The sequence below is a fragment of the Rhizobium sp. CNPSo 3670 genome, assembly GCF_057784555.1.
Genome location: NZ_JBXSOL010000010.1, coordinates 168968 through 194219, shown reverse-complemented (window position 1 = coordinate 194219; position 25252 = coordinate 168968). Strand labels below are relative to the sequence as shown.

Here is a 25252-nt window from a genome sequence, read left to right as displayed (position 1 = left end):
GACCTTTCGGGATAGCGCAAAGGCGAGCGACAATGAGTGAAACGCGGCGGAAGCTGACGACGATCTTCTGTGCTGACGTGCAAGACTACACACGGCTGATGGGGGCCGACGAGGAGGGGACGCTTGCGACGCTGAAGCGCTGCCGCGACGCGATGGCACATTTGATTGAGAGCCATGGCGGTCGCGTCGTCAACACCTGGGGCGACGGACTGATCGCCGAGTTTCCGAGCGTCGTCGAAGCCGTGCGCGCGGCCGTCGATACCCAGAACGAACTTGCCGGCTTCAATGCCGGCCGCCCGAGCGACGGGCGCATGCTCTTCCGCATCGGCATCAATCTCGGCGACGTGATCGTCGAAGGCGATGACATTTATGGCGACGGCGTCAATATCGCCGCGCGGCTGCAGACGTCGGCTTCGCCCGGAGGCATCGTAATATCAAGCACCGTCTACGATCAGGTGCGCAACAAGGTGGCTGTTGGTTTCGAGTTTCTCGGGCCGCTGACGGTGAAGAACGTCGAAGAGGGCGTGCCGAGCTACGCGGTCAAGATCGGCGAGGGAGGCGACGAAACGCCGCCTGCCGAACGACCCGCCGCCCGGCAACAGCCAGCCGCCGCCGTCACGGCCGAGGCAAGGCCGGTGTCCGGCGGACGGAGGCTGTTTGCCGTGCTTGGCGTCATCGCCCTCGTGCTGATCTTCATCAATCTCCTGTCGTGGCAGGGTGTTTTCTGGGCGCGCTTTCCACTGCTTGCGATAGCCGTTGTTGCAGCGCTCGCCTGGAATCGTGAACAGACGCGTTTCGACCGCAGGATGGCCACGCTCGCGATTGTGGCGCTCGGCATCATCGGCATCAACGTCCTCACCTGGAGCGGGACCTTCTGGGCGGTTTGGCCGATACTGGGGATCGCAGCAACCATCGGCCTGCGGTGGTCGCTGCGTCGATAGCTAGTTCTTCACTGGTTTTGCTGGTTATCTCGCTTCTGTAACGACGGCGACAAGAGGTTTCGAGTTTCGTTCAAGCAAAAGTGAGCGGCCGGGTTATTTCCAATCTTCGCTGATATTACAAATCGGTAATGCCGGCCGCTTATGCTTGTCGGTAAGCTGTAAACGCGCGATATTGTCGCACCAGATGGGAAGCTTGATCCCGCAGCGCCTCTTTCGACCGGCCCTGGTCCAACCTCGAGTCCCTCCGGAGACGTGAATGGCCTTTTGGAAGCAGTTTATACTTTCACTCATCGTCATCATTGCCGGCTTCGCCGCGTGGGTTTTCCTTGCGCCCGGCGCCGGCGATAAGATGCGTGATGCCGGCATCCCCGACAGTCTCGTTTCGAAGATTGCGCCGAAGGCCGAGGAGACTGCGGACGCCGGTGCTTCCGCCGGGGCACGGGGACAACGGGGCGAGGGGCAAGGACAGGGTCAAAACCGCCGCGGCGGCGGGCGCAACAGCGCCATTCTCGTCGCGACGGAAGCCGTCGTCCAGGGCGTCGTCAACGACCGGCTGAATGCCATCGGTACAGGCGATGCGATCCGTTCCGTCGCGGTAACGCCGCAGGCATCGGGCACGATCCGCGAAATCCTCATCAAGTCGGGCGACAGGGTGAAAGCCGGGCAGGTGCTCGCCAAGCTCGACAGCGAGGAGCAGGTGATCGCCCGCGGCCAGGCGGACGTGGCGGTGAAGGCCGCGGTCGAGAAATCCAATCTCTATCACAACATCAAGTCCAGCGTGTCGCGCATGGACGTCTTCGATTCCGAGATCGCCGAGCAGGGCGCGCGACTGCAGTTGCAGGCCGCCGAACTCAATCTCGCCCGACGCAACATCACGGCCCCGATCGACGGCATCGTCGGCATCGTGCCCGTCAATATCGGCGACAATGTCACCACAACCACGCCGATCGTCACACTGGACGATCGGTCGGAAATCCTCGTCGATTTCTGGGTGCCGGAGCGCTTTGCCAACACGGTTGCGGTCGGCCAGCCGGTTGAGGCGATGTCGGTGGCAAGACCGGGGCAGATGTTTTCCGGCGTGATCGAGGCTGTCGACAACCGCATTGATGCGGCAAGCCGCACGCTGCGCCTGCGCGCCCGCATCGACAATGCCTCCGACGAGCTGCGCGCCGGCATGTCCTTCAGCGTCAGCATGAAATTCCCCGGCGACAAATATCCGGCGGTCGATCCGCAGTCGGTGCAGTGGGATTCGCAAGGGTCCTTCGTCTGGCGTGTGACCGACGACAAGTCGCACAAGGTGCGCGTGAGCGTCGTGCAGCGCAATCCCGACTTCATTCTCGTCAAGGCCGACCTCAAGGACGGCGACAAGATCGTGACGCAGGGCCTGCAGCGCGTGCGTGAGGGTGGCGCGGTGCGTGTTTCCGCCGATGTTGCCGCGAGTGGGGAGGTCGCCACCCAATGAACGTGACGGAACTGCCTCAGGACCGAGCGTCGAGCAAGCAGAGTTTCACCGCGCTTTTCGTTCGCCGGCCGATCCTGGCGCTGGTGTTCAATACGCTGATGGTCGTCGCCGGCCTTGCAGCCTATGTCGGCGTCGAGGTGCGGGAGCTGCCTGATGTCGACCGTCCCGTCGTCACCGTGCGCACCACTTTCGACGGCGCTTCACCGCAGACGATTGACCAGGAACTGACCAAGGTGATCGAGGGTGCAGTCGCCCGCGTCAGCGGCCTGAAGTCGATCTCCTCGACCTCTTCCTTCGGCCAGAGCCGGGTGACGCTCGAATTCTCCGATGCGATCGATCTCGCCGTCGCCGCCAACGACGTGCGCGATGCAATCGGCCGCATCACGCAGAACCTGCCAGACGAGGCAGATGCGCCGCAGATCGTCAAGGCGGATTCGGATTCTTCGCCGATCATGCGCCTTGCCGTCACCTCCACCAAGCTCAACATGGACGACCTGACGCAGCTCGTCGAGAACGAGGTGATCGATCGCCTCGCCTCCGTCGATGGCGTCGCGGATGTCGAGGAATATGGCGACCAGGAGAAGGTCTTCCGCGTCGATGTCGATCAGGGGGCGCTCGCCAGCCGCGGGCTCACCATTGGCGACCTTACCAAGGCGCTCGACAATGCCGCGCTCGACGTGCCGGCCGGCTCGCTGAAGAGCGCGACGCAGGATATCGTCGTGCGTGCCACCGCCAATCTGCAGACGCCGGCGGATTTTTCCGATGTCATGCTGCAAGACCGCGTCCGGCTGGGCGATGTCGCGACGGTGACGCTCGGGCCGCGCGACGGCGATACGGCGCTGCGCTCGAACGGCAAGCCCGGCATCGGCCTTGGCATCATCCGTCAGGCGCAGTCGAATACGCTCAATATTTCGACCGGCATCAAGGCGGCCGTCGAGCAACTATCGAAGACGCTGCCCGAGGGAACGACGATCGCCATCACCAGCGACGATGCGGTCTTCATCCAGGGCGCGATCCATGAGGTGGTGCTGGCGCTGGTGCTTGCCGCCGTCATCGTCACCGCGGTTATCTATCTCTTCCTGCGCGACTGGCGGGCAACGCTGATCCCGGCCGTCAGTATGCCCGTGGCGCTGATCGGCACGCTGGCGGCAATTTACATGGTCGGTTTCTCAATCAACATCCTGACGCTGCTCGCCATCGTGCTGGCGACCGGCCTCGTCGTCGACGACGCGATTGTGGTGCTCGAAAACATCGTGCGCCGGCGCGCCGAGGGCATGGGACCGCGCGCGGCCGCCGTGCTCGGCACCCGCGAAGTGTTCTTCGCAGTTATCGCCACGACAGCGACGCTGGCGGCCGTCTTCATCCCGCTTTCGTTCCTGCCGGGGCAGGTCGGCGGTCTCTTCCGCGAATTCGGCTTTGTACTCGCCTTCTCGGTAGGACTATCGTCGATCGTGGCGCTGACGCTCTGCCCGATGCTCGCCTCGCGCATGCTGACGAAGCCGATGATTGAGGATCACGGAGCGCTCGGTCGCTTCGGCGGCGCGCTCGCCCGTTGCTACAAATGGGCACTGCACGGGTGCCTCAACGCGCCCTTCGTGGTTATCCTGGTCTCGTTGATGTTTGCCGGCGCGGCGCTCATCGCCTTCTCGACGGTCAAGAGCGAGCTCACGCCCGAGGAGGACCGGTCACTGGTGATGATGCGGCTGACGTCGCCGCAGGGATCGAGCCTCGAATATACCCGCGACAAGATGCAGCTCGTCGAGGAATATCTGCAGCCGCTGGTCGATAGCGGCGACATCCGCAACGTCTTCTCGATCTCCGGGCAGGGCGGCTCGCTGAACAGCGGCTTCATGGTGCTGACGCTTGCTCCCTGGGGAGAGCGTCACCGGACCCAGGCCGAGATCGTCGGCGACATCAATCAGGCGGCAGCGAAGGTGCCGGCGCTGCGCGGCAACGCCATATCTTCCAACAGCCTGCGCATCCGCGGCGCCGGCAGCGGCGTGCAGATGGCGCTTGTTGGGAACGATCACGAGGCGCTGACGGCGGCGGCCGCCAAGCTGGTGCAGGGGCTCGACGCCACCGGCCACTACGATACGCCGCGGCTCACCAACGAGCCCAGTCAAGCGCAGGTGTCGGTGGCGATCGACCGCGAGCGTGCTTCCGATCTCGGCATCGACATCACGGGGCTATCGACGGCGATCCAGTCGCTGCTCGAAGGGCGCTCGGTGGTCGATGTCTTCGTCGACGGGGAATCCTATCCCGTGCTTTTGACTTCGACGACGCGGCCTATCGATGATCCCACGGATCTCGAAAACGTGTTCCTGAAAACCGGTGACGGCAAGATCGTGCCGATGTCCGTCATCGCCACGATGAAGGAAGGATCGGTCGCGCCGCAGCTGAACCGCGAGCAGCAGCTCGCCTCCGTCGCGATCACCGCCGGCCTCAAGAACGGCATGTCGCTCGGCGATGCCGTGAGACAGGTGACGGAACTTGCCGAGCCCCTGCTGCCGCCCGGCGCACGTTTGCTGCCGCTTGCGGAAGCCGCGACGCTGGAAGAGAATTCGAGCGGCATGACGCTGACCTTCGGTTTTGCCATCGTCATCATCTTCCTGGTACTCGCCGCCCAGTTCGAAAGTGTGCTCTCATCGGTAATCATCATGTCGACGGTGCCGCTCGGCCTTGCCTGCGCCGTCTTCGCTTTGATCATCACCGGTTCCAGCCTGAACATCTATAGCCAGATCGGCCTGGTGCTGCTCGTCGGCGTGATGGCGAAGAACGGCATCCTGATCGTCGAATTCGCAAATCAGTTGCGTGACAGGGGCGAGAACGTGCGCTCTTCGATCGAGAAGGCCTGCGCGCTGCGCCTTCGCCCCGTGATGATGACGATGATCGCCACCATCCTCGGCGGCGTGCCGCTGGTCTTTGCCCACGGCGCGGGTGCGGAAGCGCGCGTGGCGCTCGGCTGGGTGATCGTCGGCGGCCTTGGCTTCGCCACGCTGGTGACGCTGTTCATCACGCCGGTCGCCTATCTCCTGCTTGCCCGCTTCGCCAAGCCGCATGCCCATGAGGAGGCGCGCCTGCACGAGGAGATGTCGGTCGCGACGGGGCCGCGCGCAGCGCCCGACGAGGAGCAGTTGCAGGCCGCCGAGTAAGCCTTCCATCCGCATTGAACACGCCGCCGGATTGCCATTCGGCGGCGTTTCTTATGGTGTATGAAGCCTTGCGGAATAAGATAAATTTCCTCTGAAGATTAGCCGTTTTTTAAGCATAAGCGGCAATGATCGTGGCCAGGAGCCGACTGGCCTTCTTCGTTTCTTGAAGGCAATGCGCTGGAGACCCAGCGACCCCGGACATGAGTGTCTGTGCGGAAGGTTCATCCCTGTTCAGTTGCGTTCTGTTGTGTTTTTGGAGTCTAGTTCCGTGAGTATTTATCAGCGCGTCTCCGTTGATGCGGCGCTCCATGTGCTGCGTGATATCAATCGCAATATGACGGTCACGCAGAACCACATCACGACAGGCATGCGAGTTGCCAAAGCGGCCGACAACGCTGTTTATTGGTCGATCGCCACCACCGCGCGCACCGACAACAAGGCCATTTCGGCGGTCCAGGACGCGCTCGGCATGGCGGCTGCGACAATGGGCACGGCCTATACCGGTGTCCAGAACGTCATCGACGTTGTCTCCGAGATCAAGGCCAAGCTCGTCGCCGCCACCGAGGACGGGGTCGACAAGAACAAGATCAACGAAGAACTCAAACAGTTGCAGGAGCAACTGCGCAGCGTTTCGGAATCGGCGACCTTCAACAGCGACAACTGGGTGATCCTCACCAATGACGCGACGCCGACGCAGCCGCGCCAGATCCCGGCTTCCTTCATCCGCAATGCCGACGGTACGGTCTCCGTGGGCATGCTGAGCTACCATATCGACAACACGCCTGTGGGGGCGACCACGTCCAAGGATGCGCGCTACCTGATCGATGACCGGGCCACTGGTTCCGGCGAATACGGCGTGTTGACCTCGGCCTATTTCGCTACGGAACTCGGCGCTTCGCAGGACTACGTGCTGATGACCAGCAAGAACGGCACCACCACCGGCCAGGTGGTGATTTCCGTCTCTTCAAGCACGACGAAAGGTCAGCTCAGCGAAATGATCAGCGTGGTTGATGCCGCCCTGACGCAGCTGACCACGGTCGGATCGGCCTTCGGCGCGCTGGAAAAACGCATCGAGCTGCAGAACGACTTCGCCACTCAGCTGCACGACAACATCACCGCCGGCATCGGCCGGCTCGTTGATGCCGACATGGAGGAGGAGTCGAGCAGATTGAGGGCGCTGCAGACGCAGCAGCAGCTCGGCCTCCAATCGCTGAACATTGCCAATGCGACCTACGACACCGTCAGGCAGTTGTTCCAGAATTTCTAAGGGTGAGATTGGGCGCTTGGAGCGGCACCGCAATGTTTGTTGTTTGGAGTCCGAGTATCTCGTAGGAAGATTTGGCGCGCCCACTTCTCCTCCTCATTCCTGTGCTCGTCACAGGAACGAGGAGGAGAACGAAGCGCGCCCGCCGACCCGGTAAAAACTGGTGATATCCGTGCCTTGCTGCAACATGGCTGCTGTTTCGGCGCCTGAAATTCCCCTATCAAGGGAACATCTTCATTTTCTTGCCGTATTCCTTGCCATTTGCTCGCATCAGTTTTGAACGGAGACCGTCCTGTCCATGATCAAGAAATTCATACTTCTGGCTGTCGCAGCAAGCTATCTCAGCGCCTGCACGACGACCGATCCCTATACTGGTGAGCAGAAGGTTTCCAATACAGCGGGCGGTGCGGCGCTCGGCGCGCTCGGTGGCGCTCTTGTCGGCGTGGCCGTTGGCGGCGGCGGGCATGGCAAGCGCAACGCAGCGCTGATCGGCGCCGGTATCGGCGCGCTGGCCGGCGGCGCGATCGGCAACTACATGGACCAGCAGGAAGCCGAGCTTCGCGCCCAGCTCGAAGGTACCGGCATCTCCGTCACCCGCCAGGGCGACAACATCATTCTCAACATGCCCTCGAACATCACTTTCGATGTCGACCAGGACGCGGTGAAGCCGGGCTTCTATCCGACGCTGAATTCGGTGGCGATCGTGCTGCGCAAGTTCAACCGCACCCTGATCGACGTCAACGGCCATACGGATTCGACCGGCAGCCTGCAGCATAACCAGGACCTGTCACAGCGCCGCGCGCTTTCGGTTGCCGATTATCTCGGCGGCCAGGGCATCGACCAGCGCCGCGTCTCCGCCGTCGGCTTCGGCCCGTCCCAGCCCGTCGCCTCCAACGCGACCGAGGCCGGCCGCGCTCAGAACCGCCGCGTCGAGATCCAGATCGCGCCCATCACGCAGGGCTGAGCAGGCGCTCTCTCAGACAACAGAAGGCCAGGCTCGCCCTCGGCCTCTTTCGTTTCTGCTGATCGCATCAATGCTGCATCGTCGCGCCTTTGGTGATCTTGTCGACAATCTTCTTGTCGGCTCTGATCGCAATGCCGACGATATTGGCGTCGTCAGGGGCATACTCGGCAAAGACGGCGCGGTTGGCGGCGTCATGGCCGGTGGCAAACATCTCCTCGATGAATATGGAGGCGGTTACCTCACGTTCCAGCGCGCGGCGGTGGATGGTCGATATCGTCGCTTCGTCGGCGGAAAGCACGATGATTGGCTGGATCGATAGCGGATTGTAGAGATTGCCGGCGCGGTCCTTATACGGCTCTCCGATGATCTCGGGATATTGTCCGGCGATGCCCGTCGACAGGAAGGCTGTGACGTTCAGCTTCTGCCAGCCGGCAAGATTGTTTCGCAGGACGATCGCAATTTTGGTATCAAACATTCCAGTCTCTCTCATCAGGGTATCGAAACGCGTTGAGCCAGGATCTAACGCCGCAGGTCTTCGAGGGTCTTGAACGTTTGTGCGAGCCGCAGGTGGGCAGCGGCATGCTGGCCGCGCCCGCTGGCAGCGGCATCCTGACTGCGCCCTCCTTTCCCGGCATCGAGCGTATCGAGGCGCAGTTTTCCGGCAACGTCTTCGAGCCGCATCGGCACGATACCTATGCGCTTGGTGTCACGCTGCACGGCGTTCAGACTTTCACATATCGCGGCGAGCGGCGCTTCAGCCTGCCGGGGCAAGTGATCGTGCTGCATCCCGACGAGGAGCATGACGGCGGTGCGGCGACCGAGGCCGGGCTGCATTACCGCATGCTCTACATGGAGCCTTCGCTGCTGACGGAATGCCTTGAGGCGGAGAAGATCGGGCTTCCCTTCGTCGAGCAGCCCGTGATTGCCGATAGTGCGCTGGCGAAGGTGCTTTTGGGAGCGCTCGGCGCACTCGATCGGGAGCTGGAAGAGCTTTTCGTCGACGATTTCGTCAGCCACGTCGCCGGCGGCCTGTCACGGCATTCGCAGATGCGCCGCCGGCCACTGGGCACGGTTGCCTGGCGGCAGGTGCGGGCAGCACGCGATTATCTGGAGGCGCATGCGCTGAGGCCCGTGCGCTCGGGGGAACTGGAGAAGATTACCGGCCTTGACCGCTTCACGCTGTCACGGCATTTCCGCACGGCCTTTGCCACCAGCCCGCACCGCTACTTGCTGATGCGGCGCCTGCAGCAGGCGAGGGCGCTGATAGGTACCGGCGAGGGTTTTGCCGACGTGGCGGCCGCGACGGGTTTTGCCGACCAGGCGCATTTCAATCGCCATTTCAAGAAGGCCTACGGCGTCACTCCCGGCCAGTGGGTCAGTCTCAGACGGGGTTTTCCGCAAGGCCGGAACGGCGCGCGATAAAGCGGGCAAGCGCCGGCCCGATCAGCAGAATGACCAGGAAACGGCCGGTCTGCATGGCCATGACAAAGGGCACGTCGACATCGCTTGATGCAGCGATGATGGCGACGGAATCGGCGCCGCCGGGGCTGGTGGCGAGATAGGCGGTCAGGGGATCGATGCCGGCGAAGACGTGCAATGCCGCCGCCATGCAGCCGCAGAGCGCCATCAGCAGCACGATACAGGCAGCGACCCGCGGCAGGGCGCGCGCCACATGGCTGATGATCGAGCGGGTGAAACGCAGGCCGATGCTCCAGCCGACGAGCGCATAGGCGGTGGCAAGCAGCCACATAGGCAGCTCGATCTTCAAAAGGCCAACGCCCTGCAGGAAGGCGCCGAGAAAGAGCGGCACGATGATCATGCCTCCCTGTATGCGCAGGCGCCGCACGCCATGGGCGCAAAAGCCGGTAAAGGCGATCGTCGCGGCAAAGGCTGGCCAGTCTACCGGGGGAAAGAGGACGAGCGGCGGTGGCTCGCCGCCATCGGCCGCCACCCACAGCCGCGATACCACCGATGCGCCGACGGCGACGAAGACGACGCGCAGATATTGCATGAAGGCGACGAGGCGGGCATCGGCGCCATAGGCTTCGGACATGATGACCATGGCGGAAGCGCCGCCCGGCGAGGAGCCCCAGACGGCAGTCGTTCCCGGCAGCACCTGCCAGCGCGTCAAGAGCCAGCCGAGGCCGGTGGCGATGGCGATGACCGAGAAGATGAACAGCAGGAAGATCGGCGCGTCCTTCGCCATCGTGCCGAGAATATCAGGGGTGATGGTGCGCGCCATCATCAGGCCGACGAGGACTTGGCCGAGCTGCAGCGGCAGAAGCGGCACGCGAAGCTTTCCCTTGCCGACGGTCAGCGTCAGCACGATGGCCGCGACCATCGGCCCGATCAGCAGCGAGGCGGGCAGGGCCGAGAGTTCGAGGAAGATGGTAAAGGCTGTGGAAAGCGCGAGCAGCAACGCCCATTTCGGCAGGCCGGCATCCCGCAGCAGGCGGTGCGCGTGGCTGAGTGGCATGAATCCCCGTGTGTTTCTCGGCCGGTGCCAAGCCCTGAGGCTGAAGATGGGAGGAAGCTCCGGCATGACGAAGAGAGGCCGGCTCAAGGGCCGGTCGGTGCTGCTTCGGTATAGGCGGGCGCCGCGAGCGCGGTCAATTGCGAAATCTGGCTTCCGGCGAGGCAGCATGCGAATTTGATTCAAGCCTCGCATCAAGTCCTTGTTATCTCATCTGAGTCGAACATGCTGGACGAGGAAATCGAGCAGGGCGCGCACACGCGCCGGCAGCGGTCCGCCCTGTCCCATATAGACGGCATAGAATTCTTCGATATCGCCGGGATTGGCGGCTTCCAGTACCGGCACCAGCCGGCCGGCATCGATATCGGCGCGCACGGTGAAGGCGGCCAGCCGCGCAAGACCGGCGCCAGAGAGCGCGAGATGGCGCATGGCTTCCCCGTCTCCAACCTGCACGCCCGGCGTGATCGGCACGGACACGGTTTCGCCGTTCTCGCGCAGCGGCCAGCCCTCGACGGCGCGGGCGTAGGAAAAGCCGATGCGGCAATGGCGGCTGAGATCGGCGACGCTGCGCGGTTCGCCATGACGACTGATATATTCGGGCGAAACGACAATGAGCTTGCTAGTGGTGCCGAGCTTGCGGGCAATCAGGCTGGAGTTCTTCAAGGGGCCGGTGCGGATCGCAACGTCGGCGCGTTCTTCCATCAGATCGACCACCCTGTCGGTGTGAGCGATATCGAGCGTAACGGCGGGATGAAGCGCCATGAAGGCGGGCACGAGTGGCGCCAGCACATGATTGCCGAAGGAGCCGCTGGTATTGATACGGATGCGGCCCGAGGCCTGTTCGCGTGACGACGCCTGGCGCTCGGCCTCGGCGATATCGGCAAGGATGGCGATGCTGCGCTCATAGAAGGCGCAGCCCTCCGGCGTCAGTTGCAGCTTGCGGGTCGAGCGGTTGACGAGGCGGACGCCGAGGCGCGCCTCCAGCCGGGCGACGAGCTTGCTCACGGCCGACGGCGTCATGCGCCGCGCCGAGGCGGCTGCGGAAAAGCCGCCACGCTCGACAACACTGATGAAGACTTCCATTTCCCCCGAGCGGTTGATGTCCTGACGGCCCATGATGAATTCAAGTCACAGATGATGTTCTGTTTCGCAATCTATATCAACGGAAATGCCGGGTCTATCTCGGAGGAAACACAGGAGACAGATCGATGGAGTACAGAAATCTCGGCGCATCGGGCCTCAGAGTGCCGGTCCTTAGCTTCGGCGCGGGCACGTTCGGCGGCAGCGGTCCGCTGTTCGGCGCCTGGGGCAATACTGATGCCGAAGAAGCCCGGCGGCTCGTGGACATCTGCCTCGAAGCCGGCGTCAATCTCTTCGATACGGCCGATGTTTATTCGGCCGGCGCTTCCGAAGAGGTGCTCGGTCAGGCGATCCGCAGCCGGCGGGATGCCGTGCTGATTTCGACCAAGACCGCGCTACCGATGGGCGAGGGGCCGCAGGATTGGGGCACGTCGCGGGCGCGGCTGATCCGCGCGACGGAGGATGCACTGCGACGGCTCGGCACCGACTATATCGACCTTTTGCAGCTTCACGCCTTCGATGCCTCGACCCCGGTCGAGGAGGTGCTATCGACTCTCGACAGCCTCGTCGCCGCAGGCAAGATCCGCTATGTCGGCGTCTCGAATTTTTCCGGCTGGGAGCTGATGAAGTCGCTCGCGGCGGCCGAGCGCTGGGGCCATCCGCGTTATGTTGCCCATCAGGTCTATTATTCGCTGGCGGGTCGCGACTATGAATGGGAGCTGATGCCGCTCGGCGCCGATCAAGGCGTCGGCGCCCTCGTATGGAGCCCGCTCGCCTGGGGGCGGCTTACCGGCAAGATCCGCCGCGGTGAGCCGCTGCCGGCCGCCAGTCGATTGCACGAGACAGCCCAGTATGGCCCACCTGTCGACGACGAGAGGCTGTTCGACATCATCGAGGTGCTGGATTCGATCGCAGCGGAGATCGGCAAGACGGTGCCGCAGATCGCGATAAACTGGCTGCTCGGCCGGCCGACGGTATCGAGCGTCATCATCGGCGCCCGCAACGAAGATCAACTCAGGCAGAACCTTGGCGCGGCCGACTGGAGCCTGTCGAAGGATCAGATCGAAAGGCTCGACGCGGTCAGCGCGGTGACGGCGCCTTATCCTTATTTCCCCTATCGACGGCAGCAGGGCTTTGCGCTCCTCAATCCACCGATCGTCTGAGGCGGTCGGCCCGGCCTGTCCATGGCTCCTGGTCTACAACAAAAGGGGAGTGAAATCTTTTCCCAATCTTAACTGGACAGCCGCTTTGACTTGCCCCATACCCAGCCTGCTGCATATCTCCTGAAACGGAATCGATGTAAGACGAAATTATGCAGCAATTTTAAAGTTCTACAGCGTCCATTTACGTCTGAGCGGACGTGCGGCGCAGTAGTCTGCGGGACGCGGTCTCGTCCACGCGGAATGGCAGGGAGAACAAAGGGATGGCGCTGAAGGACGCAAGGGCTGGAACACGCAACGAGGCGGGGATATCCGCTGTGCTCGGTATTCTCAAGCAGAGCTTCGGCGAGCGTTTCCAAACCGGCCAGTCCTTCCGTGAACAGCACGCCCATACGACCACCTATATTCCGCCGCTACTGCCCGATGGCGTTCTCTTTGCCGAAAGCGCCGAAGATGTGAAGATGGCGGTCAGGGCCTGTGCGGCGCACAAGGTGCCGCTGATCGGTTTCGGCACCGGTTCCTCGCTGGAAGGTCAGGTCAATGCCGTCAATGGCGGTATTTCGATCGATCTCAGCCGCATGAGCCGGGTGCTTGAGGTCAATGCGGAGGATCTCGACTGCACGGTCGAGCCCGGTATCACCCGCGAGGCGCTAAACGTCCATCTGCGCGATACCGGCCTGTTCTTTCCGATCGATCCCGGCGCCAATGCCTCGATCGGCGGCATGGCGTCGACGCGGGCCTCCGGCACCAATGCGGTGCGCTACGGCACGATGAAGGACAATGTGCTTGCCGTCACGGCAGTCACCGCCAATGGTGAGGAGATCCGCACGGCGCGGCGCGCCCGCAAGTCTTCGGCCGGCTATGACCTGACGCGGCTCTTTGTCGGCGCCGAGGGCACGCTCGGCATATTGACCTCGGTGACGCTGCGCCTGCAGGCGATCCCGCAGAAGATTGCCGGCGGCGTCTGCGCCTTTCCGAGCATCAAGGCGGCCTGCGACGCCGTCATCATGACGATTCAGATGGGCATTCCGGTGGCCCGCATCGAGCTGCTCGATGCTGTGCAGATGCGGGCGTGCAACGCCTATTCCGGGCTGTCTTATGCCGAAAGCCCAACGCTTTTCCTTGAATTCCACGGCACCGACGCGACCGTGCCGCTGCAATCGGCAGCCTTCGCCGAGATTGCGGCTGAATGTGGCGGGAGCGAGTTTCTGTGGACCGCCAATGCCGAGGAGCGGACGAAGCTCTGGAAGGCGCGTCATAACGCATACTTTTCCGCGAGGGCGCTGGCGCCGGGGCTTGCCGCACTTTCGACCGATGTTTGTGTTCCGATATCGAGGCTTGCCGATTGCGTTTCCGAAACGCAGGCGGATATCGAGGAACATGGGCTGCTCGGCCCTATCGTCGGCCACGCCGGCGACGGGAATTTCCATGTGCTGCTGTTGTTCGACGACAAAAGCGCCGGAGACATAGCCAGGGCCGAGAGCTTCGTTGAGCGGCTCAACCGCCGGGCACTCGATATGGACGGAACATGCACCGGGGAGCACGGCATCGGGCAAGGCAAGATGGCCTTTCTGGAGCAGGAGCTCGGAGGCTCGGTGGATCTGATGCGACAGGTGAAGCAGGCGCTCGATCCGGACGGCATCTTCAATCCCGGCAAGATTTTCCACCAAGGCTGAAAACGGAATATTCTCATGAACTTGGGCCTTGCCCATCGCATGAATAGCGCTAGTGTCGACAACAGAACCCTGAACAGTGTCGGCAACACAATCCCGAATGGAGAATCCTTGCATTGGTAGGCCGGTTCCTCGTCTTTTTGGGGGGAGTGATCGTCGTAGTGCTGTTTGTGGCGCTGCTTGCGCCGTTGTTCATCGACTGGACGGATTTCCGGAAGAACTTCGAGGATCAGGCAAGCCGCATCATCGGTAAGAAAGTCACCGTCCACGGCACGGTGGATGCCCGTCTGTTGCCGTTTCCGTCGGTGACGTTGCATGATGTGCGTGTCGGTCAGGAGGCTGACGGCACGCCGATCGTCAAGGTCGAACAATTTTCCATGGATGCCGAGCTTGCTCCTTTCCTGTCCGGCGAGGCGCTGATCTTTGATATGCGCGTCGTCAATCCGAAGGTGCGCCTCAGATTGCTCAAGGACGGCACACTCGACTGGATGCGCGGCAGCCGCGCCGAAATACCGGCCAAAACAGTCGTTCTCGAAAATGTGCATGTCAGCGGCGGCGAAGTCGATTTCCTCGACGACCAGGCGGGCCGGGCGCGCCGTATCACTGGCCTGAATGCGGAGATGTCGGCCAAATCGCTCGCCGGCCCCTGGCGCGTCGAGGGCGATGCGGCCCTCGACGGCGAACACGGCAATTTCTCGATTTTGAGCAGCCAGCCGGACGAGAAGGGCGTGCTGCGCATGCGCACGAAGCTGTCGCCGGACAAACATCCGGTCAGTATCGATCTCGACGGCGAACTGAAGCTGGTCGACCGCAAGCCGAACTATCAGGGCCAGCTTTCGGCGGCGATCGAAAACCGCAACAGCGCCAGGTCGGCCAACAAGAACGAGCAGCCGCCGAGGCTCAAAGGCCGCTTCGAGCTTACCAACGAACGTATCCGCATTCCCGAATACCGGATGGAGATCGGCCCGACGGACGATCCCTATGTGATAACCGGGGAGGCGACACTCGATACCGGCAACGCGCCTGAGTTCTTGTTGACCGCTGACGGGCAGCAGATAGACGTGAACCGCATCGGCAATCAGGGCGCGGCCGGCAAGACGACGCGGGATGCCGCGGTTTCGGCGCGCCAACGGTTGAATTCTCTGATCGATATCGTCGCGCAGGTGCCGATCCCGCAGGTGCCCGGTAAGGCAAGCGTCAAACTGCCGGCCATCGTTGCCGGCGACACAACGCTACGCGATGTGCAACTGGAGCTGGAGCCGGCCGGTGCCGGATGGATGATCGACAGCGCCGTCGGCACGCTGCCGGGGCGCACGCAGGTGGAAGGCAAGGGCAAGCTCCTGCTTCAGGGAGAACCCTCGTTCAACGGCCAGATCGTGGTTGCCTCGAACCAGCCAACGGGACTAGCCTCCTGGCTGGCCGGCTCGGTTGACCCGGCCATCCGCCAATTGCGGCAGGCGGGTTTTTCCGCCAATGTCAGCCTGACTCATGAATTGCAGCGTTTCGAAAATCTCGAAATCGCCATCGGATCGGCGACGCTGAAGGGCCGCCTGGAACGGCAGGCGATCTCCGGCCAGACGCCGACCCTGTCGGTGGCGCTGAATGGCGACACGCTCGATCTTGACGCGCTGCAGGCGCTGGCTGGTCTCGCGACCGGGCAGGAGAGCGGCGACAATGTCCTCGACCATAAGATCGCCGCGCAGCTCAAGGCCGACAGGTTCACCGCCTTCGGGGTTGACGCCGAGAATGTCGAGACCACCTTCACGATTGCCGACGGGGCGCTTGCGGTCGACCGGCTGTCAGTCAAGAATCTCGCGGGCGCCGAGCTGACGGCGACCGGCCGGGCAGAAGGTTCGCTGCTCGACTATAAGGGTGCGGGTGAGATCACCTTCAAATCGGCCGATCCCGGCGGTTTCTTCACCATGCTGCGCGAGCATCTTCCGCACCATCCCGTGCTCGATCGGCTGGTGCGCAATGCCGGCTGGTACGGCAATACGGCGTTGCGCGGTGCGCTGACGCTCGGCGGCGACGAGGGCGATGCGATGACAGTGACGCTGGCCGGCGTCTCGAACGGCAGCCGGGTGAACCTTGACTACCGCATGTCCGATCTCCTGGCGCTGACCGGCAACGGCACGACGAGCCTTGAGGCGACGCTCGAAAACGCCGTGCCATCAATCCTGTTCGGTCAGGCCGGGCTCGACCCGCTGCCGGTCGATGTCGGCGCGAATGGCCGCCTGACCCTCAAGGTGAAGGCGTCGGGCAACGATCCTGCCGATGCGGCGCTGACCTTTGCGACCGACCGGACCTCGTTTACCGCAAAGGGCAAGGTTGACGTGCGGCCGGAGAGCTTCATGAATGGCCAGATCGCGCTTTCGCTCGACAGCGCCGATATCGACCCTTATCTCATCATGAACGGTATTGCCCTGCCGCAGACCGGAACGGGGTTGCCGCTCGGCCTGCAGGTCAATGCCGCCGTCGATAGCGACAAGATCGTTTTGTCCGATCTCAAGGGACATGCGGCCGACAACGCGTTTTCCGGTGCGCTGACCTTCGATCGCAAGGCTGCGAAGACAACGGCGAGCGGCGAGCTGACGCTTGCCAAGGCAGATGCCGGCTGGCTCGGCGAGGCGGTGTTCGGCCAGATCGTCGATCCCGCCAGCGGCACGCTGTCGAAGGCGCCTCTGGGCCTGCCCACCTTCAAGGATCTGGACGTCAGGGTGAAGCTGTCGGCCAAGGAATTCTGGCCCGGCCTGCCGGAAATAGCCGTGTCCGATTTCACCAGCAACGTCGCCTATAAGGGCGACGAGTTGCAGCTCAACGACATGGCCGGCAACTGGGAAGGCGGCAAGCTCTCCGGCAATCTTCTCTTCACCAATGCCGACGGCACCGGTTTCCTGCAGACGAAGCTGGCGCTTGCCGATTCCGATCTCGCCGGGGTCATCTGGCTGCGTGACGGCGCACCGGTCGCCAACGGCAAGTTCGGATTGTCGCTGTCGTTGGAGGCCTCGGGCAAGACGATCAGTGAGATCGCCAGCTCGCTCAATGGTTCGGGGGAGCTGAGACTCGGCGATATGAGCATACGCGGACTTAACCTCGCCATTCTTCCGCCGCTGCTTGCCGCCACCGACCCAATGCAGGAACAGATCAACGCCGGCAAGGTGCATCCGATCGTCGAGACGTTGCTCAACAACGGCGAGGCGAAGTTGCCGCCGCTCGGAATACCCTTCAACGTCACCGACGGGACGCTCAGGGTGCAGAATGTGACCGTGGCCAACGATCTGGCCCGGGTTACCGCCGACGCGCAGATCGCCTTGCCGGAGCAGCGGATCAGCGCGACGGTCGGTATCGGCCTCAATCCAGGCGCGGAGGCGCTTCCTGGTGTCGAACCGGCGCTGCGGCTGAACTTTTCCGGCATGTTGCCGTCACCCGGCAAGACGATGGACGTGACCGATATCACCAGCTACCTGTCGCTGCGTGCTTTTGAGCGCGAGCGGCGGCGGGTCGAGCGGCTGCAGGCGATCGTGCTCGAAAAGCAGCGCCTGCGCCGCGAGGTGGCGCTCTATCGTTTCAATGACGCCGAGCGCGTCAGAGCGGCGGAAATCGAACGGCAACGGCAGGCTGAGGAAGAGCGGCTGCGAAGACTGGCGCAGGAGACAGCTGCGCAGAAGGCTGCTGCCGAGGCGGAGGCCGCACGTGCGGAGGCAAAAGCCAAGGCTGATGCGCAGGCGAGGGCGGCCGCCGAGGCGGAGGCGGCCCGGCGCTCCGGGCAGATGCAGCCCGGTCAGCTCGATTTCGACCATCTGCCGGGCATTCAGGCGCAATGAAGACGCGTGGGGTTTGCGTCGCCTGATATTTCAGATTTTTATTTGAATTCCCGGCGTCACGGCCGGCCGCCACAGCCGGCTTTCGCCCACGAAAGCACATGGAGCCGCAGCGCTGAGGATAGGTTGCTGGCCGGCGGGCGGTGGTCGTCGATCTCGGAAATCAGGGCGGCAAGCGACATGGAACGGCTTGCCGCAATCGTCTTCAGCTCGGCCCAGAATTCATCTTCCAGCGAAAAGCTGGTGCGATGGCCATGCAGTGTCGCCGAGTGCTTGCGGATCATCAGCCGGTTCACATCGCTATCGGCTTGGAGGATCGATTCAAGGAAATCGCGCAAGTGGCTGATCGCCGATTCGTTTCCGGCTCTTCAAGCTTTGCGTGAAGCTTCATGCGCCGTCGTCATCCGTCTCGATCCGGCCATCGCGGTGAGCCTTGTCGGCCTTCTCGTTCAGAGTGCGGGTGAGCTGCTTTTCGGCCTTGGTGCGGCCGAAGGAAATACGGTTCTGCTCCGCCTGCTTCTCCTTTTCGGAGCGGGCCTGCTTTTTGCGAAACTGACGCAGATTGATGATTTCGGCGCTCATGCGCGAGGCTTGATCCTTATGAAAAAAGGGAGGCTCGGCCTCCCTTTGAAATCACTGCTTCTTGCGGAAGGAGTCGAGCGAGACGACGGAGCCAGGTTTTTTCTCTTCGCCGTCGGCCGGTTTTGCGCCGGCGGCTTCATCGGACTTTCCTGCCGCGTCGACGGGATAGGCGGTGATCTCACCGGACGGCAGTTCCTCGCCGTCGGCGAGCGGCACGTCGAATTCGAGCTCGAAATTGACCGAGGGATCATAGAAGCCGCGGATCGCATTGAACGGTATGACCAGCTTCTCCGGAACGTCGGAGAAGGAAAGGCCAATTTCGAAATGCGTTTCGGTGATCTTGAGATCCCAGAACTGATGCTGGATGACGATAGTCATCTGCTCGGGATATTTGGACTTCAGGTGCTGGGAGATGCGCACGCCGGCGGCACCCGTGAGGAAGGTGATGAAGAAGTGGTGGTCGCCGGGCAGACGACCCGTCGTTGCTACCTCCGCCAAAACCTTGCGGATGACGCCGCGAAGTGCATCCTGCGCCAGAATGTCGTAGCGGATATGATCCTGCCCCATGCTTTTCCTGTCTTTCGTCGGTTCTGAAGTCTTTTCACAAGGTTTATGGCACGTTCAGGCGCCTTGGGAAAGTCCGGAGCCGAGTCACGCATAGATCAGCATACATGATTTCAGTCTGAGGGAGAAGGTGAAGGCTTCTGTTGCCAGGTGCCTTCGGACCCCGCCTAGAGGTGCGAACCACTAGGACTTTGATTGAAGTGTCACACCGCGATTAAGCAGCGAGACGAGCTTCCGCATAGTTGTCGTTTGCAACTACAATTTTAGCCCGATAACGGCGGTACAATGCCGAGCAAAAAGTCGATCTTTACACCCTTGTCGATCCTATTTCGCCCCCATCAAAAGCCGGCCTTGATACCGCCGGTTTTTGGTGGAGGCGCCGGGTACCGCCCCCGGGTCCAATAGGTTTATTACACCGCTCATTTATTGCCATAGCCGGCCCGAGAGCCAGCAGGGCTGATATAGTGATTTCCGTCGTCCAAGGAAAGGGCAAACGTCATAAAAGCTTTAGTCGGGCGGAAGAAAGAACGGGAAAATATCCGCCTGCGATTGGTTTCCTCAAAGCGAAGGCTTAAATTGGAGAAAACGGAATCAGCGCGACATGCAGCAATATCTCGATCTCCTCACCCATGTGATGGAAAAAGGCTCCGACCGGGGCGACCGCACCGGCACCGGCACGCGTTCGGTCTTCGGCTACCAGATGCGCTTCGATCTCGAGGAAGGCTTTCCCGTCCTGACGACGAAGAAGCTGCATCTGCGCTCGATCATCCACGAGCTTTTATGGTTCCTGAAGGGCGAGACGAATATCCGCTATCTCAAGGAGAACGGCGTCTCGATCTGGGATGAGTGGGCCGACGAGAACGGCGATCTCGGGCCGGTCTACGGTGCCCAGTGGCGCTCCTGGCCGGCACCGGACGGTGGCCATATCGACCAGATCGCCAATCTCGTCAAAGGTATCGTCAACAATCCGAACTCACGCCGCCACATCGTCTCAGCCTGGAATCCGGCCGAGGTCGACCAGATGGCGCTGCCGCCCTGCCATTGCCTGTTTCAGTTTTACGTGGCCGACGGCAAACTCTCCTGCCAGTTGTACCAGCGCTCCGCCGATATTTTCCTTGGCGTGCCCTTCAACATCGCCTCCTATGCGCTTTTGACGATGATGGTGGCCCAGGTGACGGGGCTCAAAGGGGGCGATTTCGTCCATACCCTCGGCGACGCGCATCTCTATCACAATCATTTCGACCAGGCGAAGCTGCAGCTGACGCGTCGGCCAAAGCCGCTGCCCTTCATGCGGATCAATCCTGAAGTGAAGGATATCTTCGGGTTCAGGTTCGAGGATTTCGAGCTGATCGGCTATGAGGCCGATGCCAATATCAAGGCGCCGATCGCCGTCTGAGCCGGGACTTTTCATGGCTGAAATCCGCAGGACCATCATCGCCGCCGTCGCACGCAACGGGACCATCGGCCGGGAAGGCGACATGCCATGGCGGCTATCGAGCGATCTCAAGCGCTTTAAGGCGCTGACGCTTGGCAAGCCTGTCGTGATGGGCCGCAAGACCTATGACTCGATCGGCAAGCCGCTGCCGGGGCGGCCGAACGTGGTCATTTCGCGACGAGCAGCGATCGAACACCCCGATGTCGGCATGGCCCATTCGCTGACCGAGGCGATCGACGCTGCCGACAGATTGGCGCTGCAAACCGGGGCCGGCGAAATCTGCATCATCGGCGGCGGGCAGATCTATGCTCAGGCCATCGATCTTGCCGATCGGCTATGCATTACGCATGTCGAGGCCGATCTTGACGGCGACGCGTTTTTTCCGGCGATTGATGCGGGCGTCTGGCAGGCGGGGGAGGTAGTCGCCGTGCCCGCTGGCGAGAAGGACAGCTACCCCACGCGCTACGTCGTCTATGAACGCCGTCGCGCCTGAAAACGAACTATTTTCCAATTAAATTGACCAAGTTTCTCACGCTGCGTTGAAAGCCGGTGCGGCGATACCTATAACGGTCACCAACGCATCGGCCGGTCAGCCCCCACGGTCCCGAATGCGGGGAAGACTTAACGAACAACGAGGTTTTGATGCCCTGGAGCAATCAGAATGGCGGCGGCGGCCCTTGGGGCGGCGGCGGTAACAATCAGGGACCATGGGGCCAAGGGCCGAACCGCCCACGTGGCGGCAAGGGCGGACCGCCTGATCTGGAAGACATCATCCGGCGCGGTCAGGATCAGCTGCGCAATATCGTTCCCGGCGGTTTCAATGGTGGCGTGGCGGCGATCGTCGTGGCGATCGTCGCTGTTTTCTGGCTGATCCAGTGCGTCTACACCGTCCAGCCGGACGAACGTGGCGTCGAGCTGCGCTTCGGCAAGCCGAGAGAAGAGATTTCCATGCCCGGCCTGCATTTCCGCATCTGGCCGATGGACGCGGTCGAGATCGTGAAGGTGACCGAGCAGCAGCAGAATATCGGCGGACGCAACAACAGCAATTCGACGGCTGGACTGATGCTTTCCGGCGACCAGAACATCGTCAACGTGCAGTTCTCCGTGCTCTACACGATCAATGACCCGAAATCCTATCTTTTCCGTCTCGAAAATCCGGCTGAAACGCTGCAGCAGGTTTCAGAAAGCGCCATGCGCGAAATCGTCGGCCGGCGCCCGGCACAAGATGCCTTCCGTGACAATCGCGGACCGATCGAAACCGAAGTGCGCAACATCATCCAGGATACGATGGATCGCTATGGCGCCGGCATTGCGATCAACCGCGTGACGATCGAGGACGTCGCACCGCCGCGCGACGTGGCCGATGCCTTCGAGGAAGTGCAGCGTGCCGATCAGGACAAGCAGCGCCTCGTGGAGGAAGCGAACCAGTACGCCAATCAGAAGCTCGGCCAGGCCCGCGGTGACGCGGCCCGCATCCGCGAAGCCGCAGCGGCCTATAAGGACCGGATCGTCAAGGAGGCTGAAGGTGAAGCGCAACGCTTCGTTTCGATCTACGACGAATATTCCAAGGCTCCTGACGTGACGCGGGAGCGGCTGTTCCTGGAAACGATGGAACAGGTGCTGAAGGGTTCCAAAAAAGTGATCATAGACCAAAAGGCGGGCGCCGTGCCTTATCTGCCTCTCAATGAGGTCGGCAGGCCGACGCAGCAACAACAGCAGCAGGGAGGCTGAGACCCATGTCGAACAGACTTCCGGTAATTCTGATCCTCCTGGCGGTCGTGCTGGTCGGGATCTATTCCTCGGTCTTCGTGGTGAGTGCCCGCGAACAGGCCATCGTCGTTCGCTTCGGTGAAATCCAGTCGGTCAAGACTGACCCTGGCATCTATTTCAAGCTGCCTTTCGCTTTTGCCGATGCCGACAGGGTGCAATACGTGCCGAAGCAGGAACTCCGCTTCGATCTTGACAATATCCGTGTCCAGGTTTCCGGCGGCGCATTTTATGAGGTAAATGCCTTCCTCATCTACCGTATCAATGACGCGCGCCGCTTCCGCGAAACCGTTTCGGGCGACAGGGAGGCGGCAGAAGCGCGGCTTCGTACCCGCCTCGATTCCGCTTTGCGCAGGGTCTACGGCGTGCGCAGCATCGAAGCCGCGCTCTCCCGGGAACGCGTGGCGATGATGCTCGAGGTTCGCAACGAACTGCAAGCCGATGCGGAGACGCTCGGAATCACGCTCGACGACGTGCGCATCAGCCGGACGGACCTCACTCAGGATGTTTCCGAGCGCACCTACAACCGCATGCGGGCCGAGCGACTGGCGGAAGCCGAACTGCTGCGGGCGCAGGGCACTGAGGAAGGCCAGCGCCGCCGCGCCATCGCCGACCGCCAGGTCGTTGAGCTGACCGCCGGCGCACAACGCGACTCCGAGATCCTGCGTGGCCAGGGCGATGCCGAACGCAACCGCGTCTTCGCCGAGGCATTCTCAAGGGACCCGGGTTTCTTCGAGTTTTACCGCTCGATGGCGGCCTATGCGGCGACGCTTTCGTCGCAGGACACAACGCTGGTTCTGTCGCCGGATTCGGAATTCTTCCGCTATTTCAACAACGCCGCCGGCGCCGCGCCGGCGAGCCCGGCTGCGTCGGCTCCCGCAACGCCCGAAGCAACCGCTCCGGCGCCAGCCCAGCCGGCGAACTGAAAGCGCCGGGATCTGTTTCCCTCCAAGATCGAGAAAGGGTCGGCCCAGCGCCGGCCCTTTCGATTTCAAGAGGTAAGGCCGGGCTTTTGTGATGGTCCGTCAGATTGCACGGGGATTTCGCGAAAAGGTGATTTCACCCTCCATCATTCCGCCTTATGCTGGTGCTGAATATGCGCATTTACGCCTTATGAGGAAGCTTGATGGCCCCGACGATTCGCTTGCCCTTCAGACGAACGCTCGCGCTTCTGGCCAGCGCCACCATCCTGGCGCAAGCCGGCGTGAGCGGGGTGGCTTTTGCGCAAACCACGCCTGAAACAGCAGCGCCCGGGGTTGCCGCGCCTGTTCCGGCTGCTCCCACGCCACCTGCATCTACCACGCCGCAGCAGACGCCACCGGTTCAGACCGTCATGCCGACCAACGGTCCGGCTTCCGTTGCCGATCTCGCAGAAGGGTTGCTCGATGCTGTGGTCAATATCTCGACCTCGCAGAATGTGAAGGATGACGAAGGGGTCGGCCCGGCGCCGCGTGCCCCTGACGGGTCACCATTCCAGGAATTCTTCAACGACTTCTTCAACAAACAGCAGGGCAACAAGGGCCCCAACCATAATGTCAGCTCGCTTGGATCCGGTTTCGTCATCGATCCGGCCGGCTATATCGTGACCAACAACCATGTGATCGAGGGCGCCGACGACATCGAGGTCAATTTCGCCAACGGCTCGAAGCTCAAGGCGAAGCTGATCGGCACGGATACGAAGACCGATCTTTCCGTGTTGAAGGTCGAGCCGAAGACACCGCTGAAATCGGTGAAATTCGGCGACTCCAGCGAGATGCGCATCGGCGACTGGGTCATGGCGATCGGCAATCCATTCGGCTTCGGCGGTTCGGTGACGGTCGGCATCATTTCCGGGCGCGGCCGCAACATCAATGCCGGCCCCTACGACAACTTCATCCAGACGGATGCGGCGATCAACAAGGGCAATTCCGGGGGGCCGCTCTTCAACATGAAGGGTGAAGTGATCGGCATCAACACGGCGATCATCTCGCCGAGCGGCGGCTCGATCGGCATCGGCTTCTCGGTACCGTCCGAACTTGCTTCCGGCGTCGTCGAGCAGTTGCGCCAGTATGGCGAGACGCGGCGCGGCTGGCTCGGCGTGCGCATCCAGCCGGTGACCGACGACATCGCCGACAGTCTCGGGCTCGACACCGCCAAGGGCGCGCTGGTCGCCGGCGTCATCAAGGGCGGTCCCGTCGACGACGGCTCGATCAAGGCGGGCGACGTCATTCTGAAATTCGACGGCAAGGCGGTCAATGAAATGCGCGACCTGCCGCGCGTCGTGGCGGAAAGCACGGTCGGAAAAGAAGTCGACGTCGTGGTGCTGCGCGACGGCAAGGAGCAGACCGTCAAGGTGAAGCTCGGCCGGCTCGAAGACAGCGATCAGGCGGCATCCGGCGATGCAGCGCCGGATGGCGTGATCACCCCTGATCCCGACGAAAACGACGATATGGATCAGCCGGATACTGGCGATCAGGCAGCGCCCGCACCGGGCACACCGGCGCCGGACCAGCACCAACAGGGCCAGGTATCGCCGGATGCGGCCATGCCGAAGAACGTGCTCGGTTTGTCGCTGTCGCTCCTCAGTCCCGAAACACGCAAGGCTTTCGGCATCGCCGAAAGCGTCGACGGCGTCGTCGTGACGGAGGTGGAGGCCGGCTCCGCCTCGGCCGAAAAGGGGTTGAAGCCAGGGGACGTTATCGTCGAGGTGGCACAGGAGTTCATGAAATCCCCGGATGCGGTCGCGGCCAAGGTGAAATCGCTGAAACAGGAAGGGCGCCGCAACGCCCAGCTGATGATCGCATCGGCAAACGGCGATCTGCGGTTCGTTGCGGTGCCGATGGAATAGGAGAACTGCGGCGGTGGCGACTAGGTGCCGCCTTCCTGTTCTCGCTCAACTCCTCCCGCATTCCTGTGACGAGCGCAGGAATGCGGG

20 protein-coding genes and 1 other RNA gene are annotated in these 25252 nt (G+C 62.3%); 14 read left to right on the top strand and 7 right to left on the bottom strand.

Annotated elements, in window-relative coordinates; all coding sequences use genetic code 11:
- Window positions 1-32 precede the first annotated feature (32 nt).
- The 5 genes from AC13QO_RS13235 (at window position 33) to AC13QO_RS13215 (ending at window position 7783) form a co-directional block, all read left to right on the top strand.
- Window positions 33-941, top strand: a complete 909-nt coding sequence (locus tag AC13QO_RS13235; RefSeq protein WP_488540831.1) for an adenylate/guanylate cyclase domain-containing protein — start codon at window positions 33-35, stop codon at window positions 939-941.
- Between the two features lie 256 nt (window positions 942-1197).
- On the top strand, window positions 1198-2403 hold the full coding sequence (locus AC13QO_RS13230) for an efflux RND transporter periplasmic adaptor subunit (RefSeq protein WP_085778753.1): 1206 nt from the start codon (window positions 1198-1200) through the stop codon (window positions 2401-2403).
- On the top strand, window positions 2400-5555 hold the full coding sequence (locus tag AC13QO_RS13225; RefSeq protein WP_085778752.1) for an efflux RND transporter permease subunit: 3156 nt from the start codon (window positions 2400-2402) through the stop codon (window positions 5553-5555). The genes AC13QO_RS13230 and AC13QO_RS13225 overlap by 4 nt, the downstream gene beginning before the upstream one ends.
- Window positions 5556-5823: 268 nt before the next feature.
- Window positions 5824-6822 (top strand): flagellin N-terminal helical domain-containing protein, encoded by a 999-nt coding sequence (locus AC13QO_RS13220; RefSeq protein ID WP_085778751.1) that lies wholly within the window; start codon window positions 5824-5826, stop codon window positions 6820-6822.
- 295 nt (window positions 6823-7117) lie between these two features.
- Window positions 7118-7783 (top strand): YiaD family glycine zipper/OmpA-like lipoprotein, encoded by a 666-nt coding sequence (locus AC13QO_RS13215; RefSeq protein ID WP_085778750.1) that lies wholly within the window; start codon window positions 7118-7120, stop codon window positions 7781-7783.
- Window positions 7784-7850: 67 nt separating this feature from the next.
- On the opposite strand, the gene AC13QO_RS13210 is transcribed toward AC13QO_RS13215, so the two are convergent.
- Window positions 7851-8258: a DUF2000 family protein gene (locus tag AC13QO_RS13210; protein WP_085778749.1), complete on the bottom strand. Its 408-nt coding sequence runs from the start codon at window positions 8256-8258 to the stop codon at window positions 7851-7853.
- A 32-nt stretch (window positions 8259-8290) separates the two neighbouring features.
- On the opposite strand from AC13QO_RS13210, the gene AC13QO_RS13205 reads away from it, so the two are divergent.
- A complete protein-coding gene (locus AC13QO_RS13205) occupies window positions 8291-9205 on the top strand; it encodes an AraC family transcriptional regulator (RefSeq protein WP_285191572.1) in 915 nt (304 codons plus the stop codon).
- On the opposite strand, the gene AC13QO_RS13200 is transcribed toward AC13QO_RS13205, so the two are convergent.
- A complete protein-coding gene (locus AC13QO_RS13200) occupies window positions 9165-10259 on the bottom strand; it encodes an AbrB family transcriptional regulator (RefSeq protein WP_488540830.1) in 1095 nt (364 codons plus the stop codon). The genes AC13QO_RS13205 and AC13QO_RS13200 overlap by 41 nt on opposite strands.
- A 207-nt stretch (window positions 10260-10466) precedes the next feature.
- Window positions 10467-11372 carry a LysR family transcriptional regulator gene (locus tag AC13QO_RS13195; RefSeq protein ID WP_488540829.1) on the bottom strand — a complete coding sequence of 302 codons (906 nt, stop codon included), beginning with the start codon at window positions 11370-11372 and terminating at the stop codon, window positions 10467-10469.
- Between the two features lie 92 nt (window positions 11373-11464).
- Between AC13QO_RS13195 and AC13QO_RS13190 the strand changes: the two genes are divergently transcribed.
- The 3 genes from AC13QO_RS13190 (at window position 11465) to AC13QO_RS13180 (ending at window position 17993) form a co-directional block, all read left to right on the top strand.
- On the top strand, window positions 11465-12499 hold the full coding sequence (locus tag AC13QO_RS13190; protein ID WP_488540828.1) for an aldo/keto reductase: 1035 nt from the start codon (window positions 11465-11467) through the stop codon (window positions 12497-12499).
- A 260-nt stretch (window positions 12500-12759) separates the two neighbouring features.
- Complete coding sequence (locus AC13QO_RS13185; RefSeq protein WP_488540827.1) at window positions 12760-14172, top strand: FAD-binding oxidoreductase; 1413 nt, start codon at window positions 12760-12762, stop codon at window positions 14170-14172.
- Window positions 14173-14285: 113 nt separating this feature from the next.
- Window positions 14286-17993, top strand: a complete 3708-nt coding sequence (locus tag AC13QO_RS13180; protein ID WP_488540826.1) for an AsmA family protein — start codon at window positions 14286-14288, stop codon at window positions 17991-17993.
- Window positions 17994-18049: 56 nt separating this feature from the next.
- Here the strand turns inward: AC13QO_RS13180 and AC13QO_RS13175 are convergent, their stop codons facing one another.
- The 4 genes from AC13QO_RS13175 to ssrA form a co-directional block, all read right to left on the bottom strand.
- Entirely contained in the window at window positions 18050-18274 is a 225-nt protein-coding gene (locus tag AC13QO_RS13175) for a ribbon-helix-helix domain-containing protein (protein ID WP_285191701.1), read from the bottom strand.
- Window positions 18275-18377: 103 nt separating this feature from the next.
- Window positions 18378-18572 carry a DUF4169 family protein gene (locus AC13QO_RS13170; RefSeq protein WP_085778743.1) on the bottom strand — a complete coding sequence of 65 codons (195 nt, stop codon included), beginning with the start codon at window positions 18570-18572 and terminating at the stop codon, window positions 18378-18380.
- 51 nt (window positions 18573-18623) lie between these two features.
- The gene (locus tag AC13QO_RS13165) at window positions 18624-19139 is read right to left on the bottom strand and encodes an SspB family protein (protein WP_488540825.1); all 516 of its coding nucleotides are present in this window, start codon (window positions 19137-19139) and stop codon (window positions 18624-18626) included.
- A 126-nt stretch (window positions 19140-19265) separates the two neighbouring features.
- Window positions 19266-19627: a transfer-messenger RNA gene (gene ssrA, locus AC13QO_RS13160) on the bottom strand.
- Between the two features lie 110 nt (window positions 19628-19737).
- Here ssrA and AC13QO_RS13155 point away from each other — a divergent pair.
- The 5 genes from AC13QO_RS13155 to AC13QO_RS13135 all read left to right on the top strand — a co-directional run bounded on the left by AC13QO_RS13155 (window position 19738) and on the right by AC13QO_RS13135 (window position 25165).
- Window positions 19738-20532: a thymidylate synthase gene (locus tag AC13QO_RS13155; protein WP_085778741.1), complete on the top strand. Its 795-nt coding sequence runs from the start codon at window positions 19738-19740 to the stop codon at window positions 20530-20532.
- A 13-nt stretch (window positions 20533-20545) separates the two neighbouring features.
- Window positions 20546-21064 (top strand): dihydrofolate reductase, encoded by a 519-nt coding sequence (locus tag AC13QO_RS13150; RefSeq protein ID WP_085778740.1) that lies wholly within the window; start codon window positions 20546-20548, stop codon window positions 21062-21064.
- A gap of 149 nt (window positions 21065-21213) precedes the next feature.
- Window positions 21214-22302, top strand: coding sequence for an FtsH protease activity modulator HflK (gene hflK / locus AC13QO_RS13145; protein ID WP_011426043.1), 1089 nt, complete (start codon window positions 21214-21216; stop codon window positions 22300-22302).
- 5 nt (window positions 22303-22307) lie between these two features.
- Window positions 22308-23264, top strand: coding sequence for a protease modulator HflC (gene hflC, locus AC13QO_RS13140; RefSeq protein WP_285191581.1), 957 nt, complete (start codon window positions 22308-22310; stop codon window positions 23262-23264).
- 200 nt (window positions 23265-23464) lie between these two features.
- Entirely contained in the window at window positions 23465-25165 is a 1701-nt protein-coding gene (locus AC13QO_RS13135) for a DegQ family serine endoprotease (protein ID WP_085778738.1), read from the top strand.
- Window positions 25166-25252: the final 87 nt, after the last annotated feature.

Coding starts and splice junctions, on each gene's coding strand:
- AC13QO_RS13230 (WP_085778753.1), top strand. CDS start 1,198: ATGGCCTTTTGGAAGCAGTTTATACTTTCACTCATCGTCATCATTGCC.
- AC13QO_RS13215 (WP_085778750.1), top strand. CDS start 7,118: ATGATCAAGAAATTCATACTTCTGGCTGTCGCAGCAAGCTATCTCAGC.
- hflK (WP_011426043.1), top strand. CDS start 21,214: ATGCCCTGGAGCAATCAGAATGGCGGCGGCGGCCCTTGGGGCGGCGGC.
- AC13QO_RS13150 (WP_085778740.1), top strand. CDS start 20,546: ATGGCTGAAATCCGCAGGACCATCATCGCCGCCGTCGCACGCAACGGG.
- AC13QO_RS13235 (WP_488540831.1), top strand. CDS start 33: ATGAGTGAAACGCGGCGGAAGCTGACGACGATCTTCTGTGCTGACGTG.
- AC13QO_RS13200 (WP_488540830.1), bottom strand. CDS start 10,259: ATGCCACTCAGCCACGCGCACCGCCTGCTGCGGGATGCCGGCCTGCCG.
- AC13QO_RS13210 (WP_085778749.1), bottom strand. CDS start 8,258: ATGTTTGATACCAAAATTGCGATCGTCCTGCGAAACAATCTTGCCGGC.
- AC13QO_RS13225 (WP_085778752.1), top strand. CDS start 2,400: ATGAACGTGACGGAACTGCCTCAGGACCGAGCGTCGAGCAAGCAGAGT.
- AC13QO_RS13185 (WP_488540827.1), top strand. CDS start 12,760: ATGGCGCTGAAGGACGCAAGGGCTGGAACACGCAACGAGGCGGGGATA.
- AC13QO_RS13175 (WP_285191701.1), bottom strand. CDS start 18,274: ATGATCCGCAAGCACTCGGCGACACTGCATGGCCATCGCACCAGCTTT.
- AC13QO_RS13135 (WP_085778738.1), top strand. CDS start 23,465: ATGGCCCCGACGATTCGCTTGCCCTTCAGACGAACGCTCGCGCTTCTG.
- AC13QO_RS13190 (WP_488540828.1), top strand. CDS start 11,465: ATGGAGTACAGAAATCTCGGCGCATCGGGCCTCAGAGTGCCGGTCCTT.
- AC13QO_RS13155 (WP_085778741.1), top strand. CDS start 19,738: ATGCAGCAATATCTCGATCTCCTCACCCATGTGATGGAAAAAGGCTCC.
- AC13QO_RS13195 (WP_488540829.1), bottom strand. CDS start 11,372: ATGGGCCGTCAGGACATCAACCGCTCGGGGGAAATGGAAGTCTTCATC.
- AC13QO_RS13165 (WP_488540825.1), bottom strand. CDS start 19,139: ATGGGGCAGGATCATATCCGCTACGACATTCTGGCGCAGGATGCACTT.
- AC13QO_RS13170 (WP_085778743.1), bottom strand. CDS start 18,572: ATGAGCGCCGAAATCATCAATCTGCGTCAGTTTCGCAAAAAGCAGGCC.
- hflC (WP_285191581.1), top strand. CDS start 22,308: ATGTCGAACAGACTTCCGGTAATTCTGATCCTCCTGGCGGTCGTGCTG.